Source organism: Carnobacterium sp. (assembly GCF_040274945.1).
Lineage (GTDB): Bacteria > Bacillota > Bacilli > Lactobacillales > Carnobacteriaceae > Carnobacterium_B.
This window is the reverse complement of the sequence record NZ_JBEMAR010000009.1, coordinates 25,594-43,545: the sequence shown is the minus strand read 5'-3', so window position 1 is coordinate 43,545 and position 17,952 is coordinate 25,594. Positions and strand designations below refer to the sequence as shown.

General features: G+C 35.0%; 16 protein-coding genes. 11 read left to right on the top strand and 5 right to left on the bottom strand.

Translation table 11 applies throughout. The features are described from left to right. Nucleotides 1-238 precede the first annotated feature (238 nt). Nucleotides 239-784, top strand: a complete 546-nt coding sequence (locus ABS916_RS10255; RefSeq protein ID WP_350451798.1) for a dihydrolipoamide dehydrogenase — start codon at nucleotides 239-241, stop codon at nucleotides 782-784. Nucleotides 785-876: 92 nt separating this feature from the next. Here ABS916_RS10255 and glmS read toward each other — a convergent pair whose 3' ends face one another. Then, nucleotides 877-2,685: a glutamine--fructose-6-phosphate transaminase (isomerizing) gene (glmS, locus tag ABS916_RS10250; RefSeq protein WP_350451797.1), complete on the bottom strand. Its 1,809-nt coding sequence runs from the start codon at nucleotides 2,683-2,685 to the stop codon at nucleotides 877-879. 396 nt (nucleotides 2,686-3,081) lie between these two features. On the opposite strand from glmS, the gene ABS916_RS10245 reads away from it, so the two are divergent. The 4 genes from ABS916_RS10245 to ABS916_RS10230 all read left to right on the top strand — a co-directional run bounded on the left by ABS916_RS10245 (nucleotide 3,082) and on the right by ABS916_RS10230 (nucleotide 8,330). After that, entirely contained in the window at nucleotides 3,082-4,533 is a 1,452-nt protein-coding gene (locus tag ABS916_RS10245; RefSeq protein ID WP_350451796.1) for a PTS mannitol transporter subunit IIBC, read from the top strand. 97 nt (nucleotides 4,534-4,630) lie between these two features. Beyond that, the gene (locus ABS916_RS10240) at nucleotides 4,631-6,724 is read left to right on the top strand and encodes a BglG family transcription antiterminator (RefSeq protein ID WP_350451795.1); all 2,094 of its coding nucleotides are present in this window, start codon (nucleotides 4,631-4,633) and stop codon (nucleotides 6,722-6,724) included. A 15-nt stretch (nucleotides 6,725-6,739) separates the two neighbouring features. Further along, nucleotides 6,740-7,180, top strand: a complete 441-nt coding sequence (locus ABS916_RS10235) for a PTS mannitol transporter subunit IIA (protein ID WP_350451794.1) — start codon at nucleotides 6,740-6,742, stop codon at nucleotides 7,178-7,180. A 1-nt stretch (nucleotide 7,181) separates the two neighbouring features. Next, entirely contained in the window at nucleotides 7,182-8,330 is a 1,149-nt protein-coding gene (locus ABS916_RS10230) for a mannitol-1-phosphate 5-dehydrogenase (RefSeq protein ID WP_350451793.1), read from the top strand. A gap of 229 nt (nucleotides 8,331-8,559) precedes the next feature. On the opposite strand, the gene ABS916_RS10225 is transcribed toward ABS916_RS10230, so the two are convergent. The 4 genes from ABS916_RS10225 to ABS916_RS10210 form a co-directional block, all read right to left on the bottom strand. Beyond that, nucleotides 8,560-9,228: a deoxynucleoside kinase gene (locus ABS916_RS10225; protein WP_350451792.1), complete on the bottom strand. Its 669-nt coding sequence runs from the start codon at nucleotides 9,226-9,228 to the stop codon at nucleotides 8,560-8,562. Nucleotides 9,229-9,346: 118 nt separating this feature from the next. Further along, entirely contained in the window at nucleotides 9,347-10,450 is a 1,104-nt protein-coding gene (locus ABS916_RS10220) for a peptidoglycan-binding protein (protein ID WP_350451791.1), read from the bottom strand. A gap of 109 nt (nucleotides 10,451-10,559) precedes the next feature. Continuing rightward, nucleotides 10,560-10,784, bottom strand: coding sequence for a DUF2922 domain-containing protein (locus ABS916_RS10215; protein ID WP_350451790.1), 225 nt, complete (start codon nucleotides 10,782-10,784; stop codon nucleotides 10,560-10,562). A gap of 54 nt (nucleotides 10,785-10,838) precedes the next feature. Further along, nucleotides 10,839-11,042 (bottom strand): DUF1659 domain-containing protein, encoded by a 204-nt coding sequence (locus ABS916_RS10210; protein ID WP_350451789.1) that lies wholly within the window; start codon nucleotides 11,040-11,042, stop codon nucleotides 10,839-10,841. Between the two features lie 485 nt (nucleotides 11,043-11,527). Here ABS916_RS10210 and ABS916_RS10205 point away from each other — a divergent pair, with 485 nt between their 5' ends. The 6 genes from ABS916_RS10205 to mutY all read left to right on the top strand — a co-directional run bounded on the left by ABS916_RS10205 (nucleotide 11,528) and on the right by mutY (nucleotide 17,750). Further along, nucleotides 11,528-12,259 (top strand): hypothetical protein, encoded by a 732-nt coding sequence (locus ABS916_RS10205; protein ID WP_350451788.1) that lies wholly within the window; start codon nucleotides 11,528-11,530, stop codon nucleotides 12,257-12,259. A gap of 176 nt (nucleotides 12,260-12,435) precedes the next feature. Further along, on the top strand, nucleotides 12,436-13,356 hold the full coding sequence (locus ABS916_RS10200) for a general stress protein (protein ID WP_350451787.1): 921 nt from the start codon (nucleotides 12,436-12,438) through the stop codon (nucleotides 13,354-13,356). A 226-nt stretch (nucleotides 13,357-13,582) separates the two neighbouring features. Beyond that, nucleotides 13,583-14,452 carry an SDR family oxidoreductase gene (locus ABS916_RS10195; protein WP_350451786.1) on the top strand — a complete coding sequence of 290 codons (870 nt, stop codon included), beginning with the start codon at nucleotides 13,583-13,585 and terminating at the stop codon, nucleotides 14,450-14,452. 185 nt (nucleotides 14,453-14,637) lie between these two features. Continuing rightward, nucleotides 14,638-15,555: a YflT domain-containing protein gene (locus tag ABS916_RS10190; RefSeq protein WP_350451785.1), complete on the top strand. Its 918-nt coding sequence runs from the start codon at nucleotides 14,638-14,640 to the stop codon at nucleotides 15,553-15,555. 135 nt (nucleotides 15,556-15,690) lie between these two features. Next, entirely contained in the window at nucleotides 15,691-16,545 is an 855-nt protein-coding gene (gene recX / locus ABS916_RS10185) for a recombination regulator RecX (protein WP_350451784.1), read from the top strand. Continuing rightward, the gene (gene mutY, locus ABS916_RS10180; RefSeq protein WP_350451783.1) at nucleotides 16,542-17,750 is read left to right on the top strand and encodes an A/G-specific adenine glycosylase; all 1,209 of its coding nucleotides are present in this window, start codon (nucleotides 16,542-16,544) and stop codon (nucleotides 17,748-17,750) included. The genes recX and mutY overlap by 4 nt, the downstream gene beginning before the upstream one ends. Nucleotides 17,751-17,952: the final 202 nt, after the last annotated feature.

The window sequence follows — 17,952 nt, the reverse complement described above, 5'->3', positions numbered from 1 at the left end:
GAATGAACGGGTTTGCTTGTGAAGCCATGGGAATGACTGAAGTCCGCAGTTTTAAGGCTTTCAAGTCTCAAATAAAGCCTAATCGCTGAAGCGCTAACGCTTTATAATTCGCATTGAATCCTCGACACGGCTACAAGCAAACCCAATCTCTCCAGAAATTCGGTGTCATTCATTTAACTAGGTTATCAATACTAAAAATTATAGAATCAAAAATAGTGGACGCTTAAAGGAGGAAAATATGGCTGAGAAAATAGAAATTACATATCCTATAAAATGGATCGGATTGAAACCAGAACGTTTTCGAAAATATAGAACATGGATCAATAATTTTCGACCAGGTATTTGCGGGACTTATGTTGGAGCAGTGATTTTGCATGACTCTTTTAAGCAGAAATACGGAATAGATTTAGAAAAACAGAAATTGATTGCTGGATTAAAAACAGTTATTGAGGATACCTTTCCATATAAAGGAACCTTTCCTTGGGATGTTTGGCATGGATTGGATTGGGTACTAAAAGATAACCCTGATTTTTCTGTTAAGATGCATTTTGTTCCTGAGCGTAAAATAGTTTCACTATTAAATAGGAAGAACCCGGTCCCGATAGCAGTTGGTACGGCCACTTTATTTGGCAGTCCTTATAAAAATCATTGGGTAGTGGTTTATGCATATGGTTACGATCAAGTGGGAAAATTATTTTTTAAAGCATATGATAATCATGGAAGATATACGGCAATTTTGCCAGCCTCACAAACGATTGGTTGTGTATGGATAGAACCGAATTAGACGACAAATAGATAGAAAAAGTCCAATAGGTATGAAGTATTTCCTTCCTACCTATTGGGCTTTTTGATTAATTAAGAATAAACTTTATAGGTTTACTCAACAGTTACGCTTTTAGCTAAGTTTCTTGGTTTATCAACATCGTTACCACGGTGTAAGCTTGTGTAGTAAGCAATAAGTTGAGTTGGAATAACACTAACTAATGGAGTTAATAAGTTGTGCACTTTTGGCAATACGTAGGCATCGCCTGATTGATCTAGACCATCCATAGCGATGATCATGCTATGAGCTCCACGAGAAATAACTTCTTGTGCATTTCCACGTGTGTGTCCAGCGGTTGCTTCATCCGTAATAATTGAAATAACAGGAGTACCTTCTTCTATCAATGCAATTGTTCCATGTTTCAACTCGCCAGCTGCGAATCCTTCTGTTTGAACATAAGAAACTTCTTTTAATTTAAGTGCAGCTTCCATAACAACGTAGTAATCAATACTGCGTCCAATATAAAATGCGTTACGACTGATGCTTAGATGTGTAACAGATAATTGTTCGAAAATTTCTTTTTCATCAATGATTGATTCAATTGCTGTAGCAGCAATACCTAGTTCATGTGCCATATCTACATCTAATTCTAATCCTTTTTTGCGACCGGCAAGCTCTCCAAGAATTGCAAGAACAGCAATTTGAGCTGTGTAAGCTTTTGTGGAAGCAACAGCGATCTCTGGGCCAGCGTGCAACAATAAAGTATATTTTGCTTCTCTAGAAAGAGTAGATCCTGGGACATTTGTCAATGTTAGAGAAGGGAAGTTCAAATCATTTATTTTGACCAATACTTGACGACTATCAGCTGTTTCCCCACTTTGAGATAAGAAAATGAAGAATGGTTTTTCAGTCAATAAAGGCGTATTGTAACCAAATTCACTAGATAAATGAACTTCTGTAGGAATGTTTGTTAAGTTTTCAATAATTTGTTTGCCAACCCATCCAGCATTGTAACTTGTGCCACAAGCGATGATGTAGATGCGGTCACTTGCTGTCATTTCTTCAAGAATTGCTGAATCAATTTCTAGTTGGCCATTGTCATTTTGATAATTTTGAACAATTTTACGCATAACAGCGGGCTGCTCATCAATTTCTTTTGCCATGTAGTGAGGGTAAGTACCTTTACTTAAATCATTTGCATCTAATAATGCAGTATATGAAGCACGAGTGATTACGTCACCAGCTAACGTTTCAATTTTGATGTCGTCTACCGTTAGAGTAGCAATTTCACCATCCATCAGTTCGACAAATTGATTCGTTTCTTGAATCATTGCCATGGCATCACTACAAATAACATTAAAACCATCACCTCTACCTAATAGAAGAGGGCTTTTATTTTTCGCTGCATAAACAACATCTGGATTTTCATTGTCAATTAAAGCTAAAGCATATGATCCTTTTAATGCGACAATTGCTTTCTTGAATGCATCAATGGTTTCTAATCCTTCTTCTTCAACATACCAAGCAATCAATTGTACAATGATTTCAGTATCTGTATCGCTATGCAACATTGTATCTGTAAGAAAAGCATCTCTTACTGCTTTGTAGTTTTCGATTACTCCATTATGAACAAGGTTAAAACGACCACTATTTGATTGATGAGGGTGAGCGTTTTCTACACTTGGTACACCATGAGTTGCCCAACGAGTATGTCCAATTCCTGTTTTTGCAGGAACGTTATGGTCTACTTTTTCTCTTAAAGCAGCAATACGTCCTTTTTCTTTAAATAAATGTCCGTTATCTTGTTCATCCATTACGTAAATACCAGCTGAGTCGTAACCACGGTATTCTAACATTTCAAGTCCTTGTAATAAAATATCTTTTGCATCTTGTCTTCCAATATATCCTACGATTCCGCACATGTTAAATTCCTACTTTCTTTTCTTTAAGATAGAGTTTCATATTGAAGTCAACTTCTTTAGTTTTTGTGTTTGATGATAAAATACGTATAAATGTGATTTTTGATTGTATAACTTTAAATTGGTATATACACTAAAAAAGTTAATAAACTGTCAAGCAGCTTAATAATAAGGGATTAGAAAAATAAAGTCAACACATTTATCGAAAGTGGTCTATTGGTCTATATCAGTTTAATATTGACCATACTTAGCAAGATGTTAAGGCTGTTGAAGTGACAAGCAAATGTTATCGGTGCTTTTGACAAAGTATGCGGTGACAAACTCATTGCTAAACTCTGTTGTAATCGGATACAAACCGCGTTAAGATTAATCTAACAAAAAGTTAGAGGAGGAGTTATCGTGGAACAAACAGAAAAAAAAGGAGCGAAAGCTACCGTTCAACGCATAGGTAGTTATTTAAGCGGCATGGTTATGCCAAATATCGGTGCATTTATCGCTTGGGGAATTATTACGGCTTTATTCATTGAGAAAGGCTGGTTTCCAAATGCTGATTTAGCTACAATGGTTGATCCAATGTTAAAATATCTGTTGCCAATCTTGATTGGGTACACAGGAGGTAGTATGGTATATGGTCAACGTGGAGCAGTCGTTGGTTCGATTGCAACAATTGGAGTTATCGTAGGATCTGAAGTTCCTATGTTTATTGGTGCTATGGCTTTAGGACCTTTAGGCGGATATTTAATTAAGAAATTTGATGATATTTTTAAAGATAAAATCAGAGCTGGTTTTGAAATGTTGGTCAACAACTTTTCAAGTGGAATTATTGGATTTGGCTTAGCTATTATTGCTTTTTATGCGGTAGGACCTTTTGTAACCGGATTAACAAATCTTCTTGCAAATGGTGTGGACTGGATCGTTAACGCTGGACTATTGCCTCTAGCAAATATTTTTATTGAACCTGCAAAAATTCTATTTTTGAATAACGCTATCAATCATGGTATATTGACACCATTAGGAATTGAACAAGCCGCAGAGACAGGGAAATCTATTCTATTCTTACTAGAAGCGAATCCTGGTCCTGGTTTAGGTTTACTATTAGCTTATTCATTCTTTGGAAAAGGAGCTGCTAAATCATCTGCTCCTGGTGCTATTTTAATTCAGTTCATTGGTGGGATTCATGAAATTTACTTCCCGTATGTATTGATGAAACCCGCTTTATTCTTATCTGTAATTGCTGGTGGGGTTGCCGGTACGTTTACAAACACAATTTTCAATTCAGGCTTAGTTGCCGCAGCTTCTCCTGGTTCAATTATTGCTATCTTAGCATTGACTCCACGAGGAAGTTACATTGGTGTTATCTTAGGAGTAGTAGTTGCTGCAGCAGTATCGTTCTTAGTTGCAATGGTGATTTTGAAATCAGATAAATCAACTGAAATTGACGAACTTGATAGTTTCGATACAAAAGTTAAAGAAACTCAATCACTTAAAGCTGAGTCAAAAGGAACAAACAAAGGAACTACTGCTCAAACAACTGTTACAGATGATACGGCAACAGTTGGGCAAAAAGAAGTTAAAAGAATTATCTTTGCATGTGATGCTGGTATGGGATCTAGTGCAATGGGCGCATCCATTATGCGTAAAAAGGTAAAAGACGCCGGGTTGGATATTTCAGTAACCAATTCATCTATCAATAATTTAACAGATGAAGATGGCCTATTGGTTATTACGCAAAAAGAACTGACAACGCGTGCGAAACAAAAAACACCAGGTGCTACACAAGTTTCCGTTGATAATTTCTTGAATAGCCCTAAATATGAAGAAATTGTCGAAAATTTAAAAAATCAATCATAAGCAGATTATCTAGACAATAAGATGCATATAAAAAGGGATAAAAGCGGTGAGTGCTGATTCACTGCTTTTATCTGTTTAAAGTTTGTCCAGAAACGAGATGAAAGAATTGTATATTTCCAATAGGGAAAAAAAGATTATTGAAATCTTGCTTGAACAAAAAAATGGTGTTGCCTTAGATTATTTAAGTGATGAATTACAGGTCAGCAATCGCACGATCTACAGAGAACTGTCAAGTCTTGAAAGTACATTGGCTCAGTATCAAATCAAATTGATACGTGAATTGGACATTGGCTATCGACTAGTTGGTAAGCCAGCTCTGCTTAGAGAGTTACAGCAGCAATTATATGCTTCACCAGAAGAGTTTACTGCTCAACAACGACAAAGTGCTTTAGTAATCAAACTTTTGATGCAAGAAAATGAAGTGAAAATGGAGTCTCTAGCCAGAGATCTTCAAGTAAGCATCAGTACGATTCAAGCAGATCTAGTTTCAATAGAAGAAGTTTTTCAAGCGTACCAAATTGAGATTGAACGTAAAAAAGCGAAGGGTATTCAAGCAATGGCCTCTGAAACCAATCGACGGTTGATTATCAGTGGGCTGATTCATAGTGAAATCAATGAGTACGATTTTTTTCAATTATTGGAAAATGAAACGAAAGCACAGGCTAAAGAATGGGGTGTTGAACAAAACCCATTTTTAAAACAGTTAACTAAAGAAGATCTGTATCACGTGTATACTGTGGTTAAACAGTTTGGTCAACACTATTTTGATGAAGTTACAGATAGTCAATTGCAGCGATTAGTTATTTTGCTATGTGTCTCTATCATGAGATTACGAGAAGGGTATCAAATTACATCTTTTAAAATGACTACTTTCCTAACAGATAAGGATCAAACAAAAAGTACGGAAACAGCTACAGCTATTTATAAATTTATGCAAAAGCTTTATGGAATAGATATTCCTAAAGAAGAAATCCAATTTTTAGGACTTCAAATTCAAGGGTTAAATGTTCCATTACGCAATGAGTTTTTCTCACAGGAATATGATGCAGATTTAGGCTATAAGGTAAGAGAGTTGATTCGTCTCGTTTCCAATGAAATGGACTGGAACTTTAATCAAGATGAGACGCTTTTTCAAGATTTATTGGCTCATATTACAGCAGCACTCAAGCGAGCCATTGCACCCATGCCAGAGAGCAATAATCCTTTGTTGGATAAAATTAGTACCCAGTATAGTCAATTGAGTTTTACGGTTAAAGAAAATTTGGTGCATCTGTTTCCATTGATCCATTTTTTGCCAAATGAAATTGTCTATATTGTGATTCATTTTGCTTCAGCTTATGAGCGACAACCTAAAATACAAGAATTAAAAGCACTGGTCATTTGTTCAAGCGGGGTTGGTACAGCAAAAATATTAGAAAGTCGCATTCGAAAACACATTCCTGAAATAACGGTTATTGAAATTTCCAGAATCTCAAAACTTCATCGAATTGATTTCAATGAATTTGATTTGATTTTGTCGACCATTTTTTTACAAGGTTTTGAAACAGAATATAAAGTAGTTACACCGCTATTGATGGATAATGAAATCAAAAGCATCCAATTGTATGTTCGCCAGATTATCGCTGAAAAGATAAAAGGGAAAGTTAGAAAAGAAACGTTAGTCCTTACCCCTCAAACAGACAAATCTGAATTTAAAGAATTTTATCAGAAATTAACGCTTACGAATGGTGTGTTAGAAAATTTTGATTTGCATCAAACTGTTGGAATGATGGAATTAACTTCTATTCTTTCGGCCATTTGTGAAAGTTTAGAAGGCGAATTTTTAACAGATGGGAAGCACGTCGCTACTAAACTAATGGAGCGAATGGAACTAGCTCCTATTGGACTTCCTAATACAAACATGGCATTATTTCATTGTATTGATGCAACGATCAAACAACCATTTTTTTCCATCTATGAATTGCCGAATGCTATGGATGTGCTTGGAATCGATCGGAATCCAGTACACATGAAACGAATTTTAATGATGCTGGGCCCAGATCCTTTAAGTGAAGATGCGCAGGAAGTTTTGGGTTTTATCAGTTCGGCGATTGTTGAAAGTGATTTGACTATGGAAATTTTTAATTCGGGCTCTGAACCGTTATTAAATAATTATTTAAGCAGTTTATTTTTAGAAAAATTAAAGAAATAAGGGAGAGAATAAATTATGGCTATTTTAGAAGAAAGCAGTATTCAATTAAATCAAACATTTAACACAAAAGAAGAAGCTATTCGCGCCGCGGGTAAAATTCTAGTAGAAGGTCAATACGTAAAAGAAGGCTACATTGATGAAATGCTGAAGCGTGAAGAGAATGTTACAACTTATATGGGGAACTTCATTGCTATTCCTCATGGAACAGAAAATTCAAAAGATTTAATCACTCAATCAGGTATTTCAGTTGTTCAAATTCCAGGTGGCGTAGATTTTGGTACTCCTGAGGAAGAAAAATTAGTAACGGTTGTGTTCGGAATTGCTGGAGTAGGGAATGAACATTTAGACATCCTTTCAAAAATTGCGGTATATTGTTCAGAAGTAGAAAATGTTGTTAAATTAGCAGATGCATCTTCTGAACAAGAAATTAGAGAATTACTAGAAGGGATTGAATAATATGTTAGCCATTCATTTTGGTGGAGGAAACATTGGTCGAGGATTTATTGGAGAAGTTTTAAATAAGAATGGATTCAAGATTGCTTTTGTGGATGTAAACAAAGAAATTATTGATGCTTTAAATGACAAACATGAATATACAATTGAATTGGCCCAAGAAGGTACCCCTCAAATCAAGGTAAACAATGTTTATGGTATCAATAATGGGACTCATCCAGAAGAAGTCATTGCAGCATTTGAACAAGCTGATATCGTAACGACTGCTATTGGTCCCAAAATTTTACCGTATATCGCACCTTTAATCGCTAAAGGGATTCAAAAAAGACGAGCTGGACAATCAACTCAACCTATTGATGTAATAGCATGTGAAAATATGATTGGCGGAAGTACATTCCTTAAAGAGGAAGTTTCAAAACATTTAACTAAAGAAGATATGGATTACTTGGAACACTATATTGGATTTCCTGATGCTGCAGTGGATCGTATTGTGCCTTTACAATCTCATGAGGATAAATTGTTTGTATCCGTTGAAGGGTATAAGGAATGGGTCATTGATGAATCTAAACTTAAAAATATGGATCTACGCTTACAAGGGGTTCATTATGCACCTGAATTAGAACCATTTATTGAAAGAAAATTGTTTACCGTAAATACGGGACATGCAACTACAGCCTATGTAGGGAAGTATGAAGGATACAAGACAATTGACGAAGCGTTAAAAGATGAAAAAGTGAAAAAACAAGTAGAGAATGTTTTGGCTGAAACAGGAGCCTTGATGGTTGAAAAATGGCAGTTTGATGCTGAAGAACACAAAGCGTACATTACTAAAATTCTTTCTCGTTTTATGAATCCTTTTATCTCAGACGATATCACGCGTGTGGCTAGAACGCCCATGCGTAAGTTAGGATATGACGAACGATTTATTCGCCCTATTCGAGAAGCAAGCGAAAGAGGACTTGAAACGGACTCTTTGATTAAAACTGTTGCTAAAGCTTTAGTTTATCGTGACAGCAATGATGAGGAAAGCCAACAATTAGAAAAACTGTTGGAAGATAAGTCTGTTGAAACGGTTATTCGTGAAGTTACGCAACTAAAAGATGAAACAGTTATTGAAAAAATAGCTGATGAGTATACAAGATTAACGAAGTAAACTAACCAATTTTTAGTATGGATAACTTAGTTTCATCACTTACATGAAATTTCAGGAGGAATAGGAATTGCTTGCAGCCATGGTACCGCCTGAAGACTAGTAGGCTTCAGGCGGTACCATGGCTCTATACAAGCAAATCTGTTTATTCCAGAAGTAATTTCTTTTATAGCACTAACATCATTTATTAAACAAAAAAAACAGTTGAGCAAAATATGCTCAACTGTTTTTTTTATCCAATAGAATGTTCGTTTCTAACAACTGCTAATTTTTCTTTGACCATACTGAGAACTTTTTCAGCATCTTCTAACTTTTCTAAATCGTATTGATTAATATCGATCACTAGAGTAGCACTTTTATCGTAAGCGTTAAACCAGCTATCGTATTGGCTATGAAGATGAGTATAATAGTCTAACAACCCACTATTGTCTTCGATTTGCTCAAATGTACGACCACGTTTTTCAATTCTGTTCAAAACAGTATCTAAAGAGCCACGTAAATAAATGAGTAAATCGGGAGATTTTTTAGGCATATTGTCTAATTCTTCCATCATATTATCCAATAAATCTAGATACGTGTCCATCTCAGCATCGCTCATATTTCCTTCTTCATAATTGATTCGAGTAAACAAGGCATCTTCGTAAATCGAACGATCTAATACATTATTTTCATGTTTAAAGGCAGCTTTAATGCTTCTAAAACGAGTATTTAAAAAATAAATTTGTAGTGAGAAAGCCCATCTTTCAGGATTTTCATAAAATTTTTCTAAAATCCGATTATCATCCACACTCTCGTAGAAAGCCTCGCTTCCTAATGCTTCTGAAATGAACTTTGTGTAGGTGCTTTTACCAGCACCGATCATACCAGCTAAAACAATCACAGCTTTGTTTTCTCCCTTCATCTAACGGCCACACTCCTATCAAAGACCGATGTCTTCTTCTTTCTTTTGCGTATTTTAGTATACCATATATTAAAGGGATTGTTCGGGTAATTTTGGAAAGTTGAATGAAAGAAATGAATCAACTAAATAATTTTTGACATGTTTTTGGGCCAGTGATGCCATCTGCTAAAAGCCCAAAATTAAGTTGAAATTGTTTGACTGCCTCTGTTGTTTTTGGACCATATTGTTTATCTGGCGGACCTAATTTTAAATGATAGTTACCTATTAAAAAAGCTTGGACTACGTAAACATCCCATCCAAAAAATCCATTTTTTAGAATTCTCATTTTTGAAGCAGATTCAGGTCCCCAATAGCCATCGGGTTTGGAACCAATTGTTTTTTGAACTAGACAGATTAAGCTTTGTTTTGTTACTGGTCCAAAAAGACCATCTTGTTTGATCCCAAGAGTTTTTTGAAAAGTCTTTATGATCGCAAATTGGGAAAGGGGAGCTAGATTTGAAAAATTTGTTGAAATGATTAGCTTTTGACCAATTAGGATGGTTTCAGAAGATAATAGATTGATCGTTTTCAACCATGTAAGGGTAGTATGGTATTTTTTAGCAATACTCCATAAGGAATCGCCTTTCACTACAATATGGTACAAGTGATTTGGTTGTGTAGGAGAAGAGGGCGATAAAACTTCCTGTTGAGTAGTGGTGGATAAGTCATGCGCAAATTGTGTAAGAGAAATACCGTTTTGCATGAGATACGCATCGGGATCGGTATGAGTGGTACCTCCTAAATTATTGGAGATCCAATGATGTGTTTTAATGCCTTTTGATGCAAGAGTAGTACCCGTATTTAATGAGTTAGGGACTCCGGCTTCCTTAGCAAGTTTTTTTAATAACCATACATAGGCTAGATAATCTTTTTTAAACCAAACTGTATTCGATGTGCGTGCTAATTCTACTTGAGCATATGCATGGGGATTGGCGTTTTTCCCAGCCCCATACTGAACTTTCCCTGTTTGAGCAATCTGAATGATTCTTCCGCCTCCACCAACCCAATGACTTGTGAAGGAACCATTTTTTTGAGCCATTCGCTTCATGTAAGCTATCTCGTTTTCTAAAGAAAGTGATCCTGTATTATTTGCGTTCCCAGATTCATGGGCAATAACAAAGCTTTTACTAATTAAGGTTTTCTGATTGATTGTTAAAAGCTGTTTTTCAATGATATAAGTCATTTCTATCCCTCCTGTAATCATTAAATAGGGCGAGACTGTTGTCCCACCCCATTTTTAATGATTAGTTAAATCAGACTTGATAATGCTTCACCCTAATGATTGTTCGTTATTATTCTACTTCAAAGATATCATTTACTACACGTTCGACGTAGCGGGCTCCTGCTACAGCAGCGTAGGGATTTGCACCTTCAATTTGAAATATATTTAATGAGATGATTGAGTTCATCGCTTGCTGAGCTTCTTCTGTCGTTAAAGTAAGAATTGGATCTTTTACACTCAGTGTTTTTGACTTTCCTAAACTAGTAACGAATCTTAATTCCAATGATTTTGCCATTTTCATTTCCTCCTTAGTAAATAAACTGATTTAAGTGACTATTCTTTTCATTGCTTAGCGGGTATAAGTGTATTCTTCAACCATAACTGATTGTACATAAGGTAAACTTGTTAAAGATTCTAAAGCTGCAGAAAAACCTTCTACTTGTTCATCTGTAACAGAGTTGATCGTGTTAGAATAGCTGCGTTTTACCGTTTTTTCATTTGCAGCGTCTTCAAAATGTACTTCAATTGCTCCTTTTGTCCATTCTTTTTGCATCATTTATTCCTCCTTATAATATAAGTTGCTGTGTAAGTTTTTGTCATGACATCTTACATCTGTAATAACGTTTAGAAAGAATAGTGTGTTACTTAGTAAGGGAAAAACTATCTTTTTTGTTCATAGAAAGGGCACAGGAGTAAATACCTACTGCTGCTTCATATGATTCCTTTTAAAGGTTTATGTCGTTCTTATCCGGATATACCAATCTTTTTTATAATCTGTTAAATTCCTACTTTAAAATCAAAATAATGAACTGAATTTTGGTAGAGAAGGTGCTTTTAAACAGTCAATTTTCTAATTTAAAAAGAAGTAATTTAAACGTTTACAAATCTTTTGTTTTAGTGGATAATAAGTGAATTATCAAAAGACTATTCTTTTACTTGCGAAATAGTTTTTAATTTTGTAAACTTAAAAATAAAGAGCGTTCTTTAATTATACTAAATTGCTGAACATGTCTAAGCCAGTCGAAAAAGGAGGTTAATATGAATTTAACAAAACTTGTCCAAGTATATGTCATGAATCAGACTATTGGTAGTCCAATTTTCATTTCAGATATTATGCACTACATAGAACAATTTGTTGATGATACAAAGAAGTGTCATCAAATAAGAAAAAATGTGAATGTTATTCTAATGAGAATGGTAAAAGATGGGAATTGTTTAAAACGTTTTGGAACTGGAGTCTATTACCGAGATGACTTAGATCAAACAGAAGAAACTGGAATTGATAGTATTGAACTAATCAAACGAACTTATATAGCTGATAAAAGCGGGAACATATTTGGATACCTTACTGGAGAAGCTTTTTTACATAAATTAACCCTTATTGAAAATCCCTCGAGCGAAATACTGATTGCAACAAATGCAAAAAGAAATGGCAATATTGAAACAACGGACATGGAGTTTAAATTGGTTAACCCTCCTACAACTGTGTCTCGTGAAAATTATCGGTATCTACAAATGTTGGATTTAATAAAAAATGATTTAATAAATGGAAATAACCTCCAATATAGCTTTGCATTGACACATTTTATGAATGATCACCATCTAAAGGAAGCAAACCTTGTAGCATTGGCTGTGGATTTTTATAGTCAGAAAGTCGTTCTTAAAGTTGCCGAATTTATCAGTAATAAAGTTTACATGGAAGAACAAAAAGATGAAATCATTATTACATTAGATACTACAAAGCAAAAAGAATTGTATGAGAATGATTAAAGGATGCAGTTTAAATTTAATTCATACCTCTTAGTAAAGGCTTCTTCTTTGCTAGTGGTATGAATTTTTGCTATCATGAATATAAATTAAGGATGACTAAACATACAAAAATAGTTATCACGTAGCAAAAGGTTAAACTGTTCAGCGTTACTATATGAAATGGAGTGTGAGTTCAAATGGATAGAAGAGTTGAAGGAACATATACATCAAAAGAAGAAACGGTAAGTGCAGTAGAAAGACTCATTAATGAGGGATATGCATCAGAGGAAATTATTATTGTGACCAATGAAAAACATGAAAAAGAATTAGAGGATTTAACCCTTGTAGAGGTTGATGCGGTCAATCCTACTGAAGGATTGTCTCTCTGGGAAAAATTAAAGGAGTCTTTTAGTTTTGGTCGATACAATTCGGATGAAATTTCCAATCCTCTAGAAGAATATGGTGTAGAGGGAGACATTGGTGAGCATTATACAGAAGCTTTAGAAAGTGGAGAGATTGTTATTCTTGTTAATAGTGCTGGTCCATCAAAAATACAACAGTTATCCCAAGTAAATGAAGAAGTGCTAAATGAAAATAATGAAAGTGAACGTGACGTTATTGCAGCAAAAAATCCTGCAAAGGCTCCTACTAAAGAAAAAATGGATGCTATGCCTGGTGAAGAAGAACAATATGATCCAACTAAAGCACAATCGTCTAGAGAAGATATCGAAGGAAACCCTGATACATCTCCAGACAAACAAACTATCAATTCAACATCAGAGGAGTCTATCAGTCCGATTACGTCAAACCAAGAACAAGATGGTAGTACAGTGTCATCAGTAAATGAAGAAGTTAAAGGTTCTTCTCTTGAAAAAGAGCCAGAATTAACCGGTGACGAATCTACAGTAGTAGCTGAGAATGAAGGACATGTATACCCTGATAATATCAGCCAAGGAGTTGTAGATGGAGGAGATTCTTCTAGCAGCCAAGGAATTGAAAAATCAGAAGAATCAAAACCTGAATTGAATACAAAACAACCCGAAAGCGATGCGTATTATAGTGATAATTACGAAGAAGCTGGCGGAAAAACGATCAAAAAAGATGACGAAGATAAGTAAAAAAGATTGAGACTTAGGTCTCAATCTTTTTTTTATTGACAGAGAATTAGTATAGGTACTTTAAATAGTGTTCCTGAAAGACACAGATTTCTAATGGTTTTATGGACTTTTACAAACAAAATTGCCCATTCCATAAGAAATTTAATGCAAAGAAGTCTTCTTATTTGTATTCGTTTTTTTAAGTTGTTATGCTTAATTTGTAGAGAAAATTTAGGAGGAATGAGAAATGACAAATTCTGATAAAGAAACTCAAAAACCAAAGAAAAATTATTTGATTAATGATGACAGTAAGAATCTTAATCCTGAACCACAAACAGAAGACCCAAATTACAAAGCAGCGGGTAAACTTAAAGGTAAGACAGCCATCATTACTGGTGGAGATAGTGGGATCGGGCAAGCTGTAGCGATTGCTTTTGCAAAAGAAGGTGCAGATGTTGCTATTGGTTATCTAGAATCAGAAGATGATGCAAATTACACAAAAAATCGAATTGAAAAAATTGGTCAAAAAGCTTTAGTATTTAAAGGTGATGTAGGACAAGAGTCTTATGCTACAGAAGTAGTGTCGAAAGTAATTGAGGAATGGGGTCACCTAGATATCTTGGTCAATAATGCCGGTGAGCAACATGTTCAAGAGAAAATTGGTGATATAACCGCAGAACAATTGGATCGAACATTTAGAACCAATATCTTTAGTCAGTTCTACTTTGTGAAAGCTGCGATGCCACATTTGTCAGAAGGTGCATCAATCATCAATACAACATCTATTACAGCTTATCGTGGAAGTGAGCACCTATTAGATTACTCAGCTACTAAAGGTGCCATAACTGCTTTCACCAGATCTCTTTCTCAAAATAGTGAAGTGATCGATAAAAAAATTCGCGTAAATGGTGTGGCTCCTGGTCCAATATGGACTCCACTTATACCAGCTACTTTTACAGAAGAACAATTAGAGGACTGGGGTAAAGGTGGAGCAATAGAAAGAGCTGGTCAAGCTTTTGAATTGGCGCCAACATATGTCTATTTAGCCAGTACTGACTCTAGTTATGTTTCTGGTCAAGTGTTGCATGTTAATGGTGGAGTAATCATAAACGGCTAAAATAGTTTCTTAATTTTTTTAAAATTGCAACTAAATACACTTTTAGTCTGATTACAAGTCGTCTATTTTGAAAACTTATTTTTCATTTGGTACAGTTAATTATAGAAATAAAATGTTTGATTTTAATCCTCTTGATTAATTAGCTAAACCACAAAGAGGATAAAAAGAAGAGGAGCGTGTAAAGGATGAATAAAGTAGTTATCGGTTCATTTTCAAATGTACAAGAAACAACGGCTTGTGTAGAACAATTAATCGCAGAAGGCCATTCAACAGACAGTATAAAAATTGTGACGACTAATCAAGATCCTGCAACGATTCAAAGTCAAACAGGTGTAGAAATCGATAAAGTTTCAGCCGAAGAAAAAGAATCTTTCTGGGATAAATTTAAACATTTATTCGCTGATACAGATGAAGATTTGGTATTAGAAAATTTTGGTGTAGACGAAGCTAGTGCAGAGCAATACAATGAGTCTTTGGAAAAAGGTGAATACATTGTACTTGCTGATAAAGATAAAGCCTCAACTTCAAAAACCAATCTAACTAAAGAAACTTCTGGAACTGTTGGCCAAGCTGGTCAAGGTGTACGAGAAGTCAGGAATGCTTCACAACCGACTGATGAAGTGAGTTATGCAAATGATGGAAATGACTATTTAAATAATGCAGAAGTTCCATTAACAAATCAGTTTATCGAACAAGATGAACTTGATGAAAGCCTCACAGTGAAATCTGATTTAACGGATACGACAGTTCCTGAAACGATTGAGGAAGATGAAATTATGGTAGAATCGATTAGACAAGAGAATAAACCTAGATTGCAAGATAATCAAGATAACGAATCAACAAATGGTGCATTTAGTAAAGATCAAGATCGAAGAGATGATACAAGAGATGTTGTATCTCCAAAAAGACAACCGTGGTCACATAAAAACTTTGATCCTAATGACAATCCGTTGCAAGGAAAACCTACAGAAGATAAATTAAAGTATGAAGATCATGTCGGACCTAGTTCGCCAAACGAAGAGGAAGTAGATTTGCCAATTTTTGATGGCAGTACTTTATCAAATCAACCGTTTAGCGATCCAAGAGAAGAGTTCAGAGACTAAATACTAGAATTAAAAGTGATTCAGACCTAGGTCTGAATCACTTTTTTTATTGAAATCGTTGAATGACAATTTTCGAACATGTGTTTGTAGTTGGTTTATGTTATAATAGTGAAACTGAAGTAGGAGGGTGAGGCTATGATCTATAAACCCAATAATGGAAATGATGACTCTTCAACATCTACATTACCCAAAATTACAAAAATTGAAGCGCAAAAAAGAAAAGGGCGCTACAATATTTATTTAGATGGAGAATATGCTTTTCCTGTTGATGAATCTATTTTAATTAAGCATATTTTGCATAAAGGAATGGAGATCTCAAAAACATTCCGTCAAGAATTAGAGATAGAAGATGGGTATCGCAAAGCTTATACGAGAGCACTCGTTTATTTAAACTATTCTTTGCGTTCAATAAAGGAAGTGAAAGATGATCTGGTTGCTCATGAATTTACTAGCGAAACTGCTGACCAGGTGATCGAACAATTAAAAGAACAAGGCTACTTAAACGATTTAATGTATGCTGAAAGTTACACAAGAACCGCTGCAAATGTTAGCGGAAAGGGGCCTTACGTGATTAAAAGAGAATTGAAAAAACGTGGAGTTAAAGATGAAACGATTGAAGAAGCAATGGAGCAATATCCTTTTGATCAAATGGTAGAAAATGGTGTTGCCTTAGCGGAAAAAGTTATGCGCCGTTCTTCGCAACATTCATCAAGAGAAACGAACAATAAAATCCGTCAAAATTTAATGCAAAAGGGATTTCAATCTGATGTTATCACCCAAGTGTTGGAAGAAATTAATACAGAAAAAGAAGTAGACGATGAGTACGAGGCATTAAAAACACAAGGTGATAAAATTTGGCGCAAGCAAACGAAGTTAACAGGAGCTAAAAAGATTCAAAAAGTTAAAAGCGGATTATTTCAAAAAGGATTTGCTGGGGATTTAATTACGCAATACATTAACGAAAAAGAAATGGAAGAAGAGGAAGAATGACATTAAATGAATCAAGTTTAGATGAAACAAATAAAAATGAAATTTATGGTATTCCTATGTGGCCACAAGAAAAAATCGATCGATTTAGAGAAACTCTTTTAAGTTGGTACGATTTAGAAAAACGAGATTTACCTTGGCGAAAAAACAATGACCCGTATCGTATTTGGGTCTCTGAAATCATGTTGCAACAAACAAGAGTAGATACCGTTATTCCGTATTATTTAAACTTTATGAACACTTTCCCAACCATAGAAGCATTAGCACAGGCACATGAAGATGTATTGTTAAAAGCTTGGGAAGGATTGGGGTATTACTCACGAGTCCGCAATATGCAAGCTGCAGCTCAACAAATCATGAACAATTATGATGGAGAAATGCCAACTGATCCTAAAGAAATCGGCAAACTAAAAGGGATAGGACCTTATACAACTGGCGCGATTTCGAGTATGGCTTTTGGGCTTCCTGAACCAGCTGTAGATGGAAATGTGATGCGCGTGTTAAGTCGGTTATTTGAAATTGAAGCGGATATTGCTAAGCCTGGCAATCGTAAAATTTTTGAGGCTATCATGCGAGAGTTGATCGATCCATATAAACCTGGAGATTTTAATCAAGCATTTATGGATTTGGGTTCAAGTATCTGTACTCCTAAAAACTATCATCCGGAATTAAGCCCTGTTAAAGAATTTAATCAGTCGTATCAAAACGGCACTTGGGAGAATTATCCCGTAAAAAGTAAAAAGAAAAAAGCAAAGCCGGTTTATTATATAGGAGTAATCATTAAAAATTCAAGTGGTTCATTTTTACTAGAAAAGCGGCCTGAAACTGGTTTATTGGCTAATATGTGGACCTTTCCAATGATTGAGGAAGAATTAGTGATTCAAGAGACAGGAATTGCACATGGAACATTGACTCAGATCGACGATGAAGAGCGAACAGAACAAGTGATGACAAAGGTCCTAGCAGAATTGGAAAAGAACTACCAAATTAAGCCAACTTTAATGGAAGCACCCTTTGTTGAAGTTCAGCATATTTTCAGTCATTTGAAATGGTTTGTCGCTGTTTATTATGGTCAGATACTAATAGATGAATCTGCCGATATTCCTAAAAACTGTTATTGGGTAAAACCTTCTGACTTTGACCAATATGTATTTCCAGGTCCTCAAACTAAAATGTGGCAGAGTTATTTGACAAAATTTAAAAGCTAATTTGATAAGAATAGACTAAAGATCCTTTTTTCAGGAGCAAATGAAAAAAGGGGTCTTTTTTTTTAGTTTTTGAAAGTTTCATTAAGGGTTGATTCTCATTTTTTTTTCATTATTTATTTGGTTTTATACTATAAAGATAAAGAGTTGTGATATAATAAGTACGAGTCGAGTGTTCATTCACTCTCTGGTTTATTATTTACTA